This window comes from Micrococcus lacusdianchii (assembly GCF_023155805.1).
In the GTDB taxonomy this organism is placed as follows: Bacteria; Actinomycetota; Actinomycetes; order Actinomycetales; family Micrococcaceae; genus Micrococcus; species Micrococcus lacusdianchii.
The window spans coordinates 1-777 of record NZ_JAKNUW010000055.1 but is presented as its reverse complement, the minus strand read 5'-3'; the positions used below and the strand labels follow the sequence as shown (position 1 = coordinate 777).

Genomic DNA, 777 nt, shown 5'->3' with positions numbered 1-777 from the left:
GCGCGGGAGCCCGTGCCCGAGGCGGCCCGGGACGCGCTCGCGGACCCCGCCGCCGCACCGGCGCGCGCGGTCGGTCCCGCGGCGGCCCCGCCCGGCACGGTGGTCCTCGAGGACGTCGGCGTGGCCTTCGGGGACCGGCGCGTCCTGCAGGGCGTGGACCTGCGCGCGGCGCCGGGCACGCTCACCGTGCTCGGCTCGGCCTCCGGCACCGGCAAGTCCACCCTCCTGCACCTGCTCGCGGGACTGCTGCGCACCTCGGACGCCCGCGTGCAGGGGAGCGTGAGCGGCGTGGACCCGGACCGCACCGTGTGGGTCGGCCAGCATCCGCGCCTGCTCGAGCCCACGGTGGGCGAGGAGCTCGACGCGGCGGCCGGCCGGGCGCGTGCGGACTCCGAGCGCGCCGCGGTGCTCGCCGCCGTCGCCCTGGACGGCGCGGCGCACCGGCGGCCCGTGGAGCTCAGCCCCGGCGAGCTGCGGCGCGTCGCCCTGGCCCGGGCGCTGGCGCGGCTGAGCACCGCCGGCGCGGACCGGCGCCCCTGGCTCGTGATCCTGGACGAGCCCACCGCCCACCTGGACGACGCCGCCGCGGCCGCCGTGCGCGCCGGCGTCGTCGCGCTCGCCCGCGCGGGCGTGCCCGGCCTGACCCTGCCGCCGTGCATCGTGGTGGCCGCCTCCCACGACCCGGCGCTGCAGCGCGCCGCGGACGCCCTCGTCGACGCGCAGGGCACGCCCCTGGCCCCGGCCGGGGCCGCGGTCGGCGGCGCCGCGGATCCCGAG

General features: G+C 82.2%; 1 protein-coding gene. It reads left to right on the top strand.

Features of this window, described 5'->3' with window-relative positions; genetic code table 11:
* On the top strand, positions 1–777 hold a 777-nt coding region (locus MA879_RS12310; protein WP_248126894.1), incomplete at both ends, for an ATP-binding cassette domain-containing protein.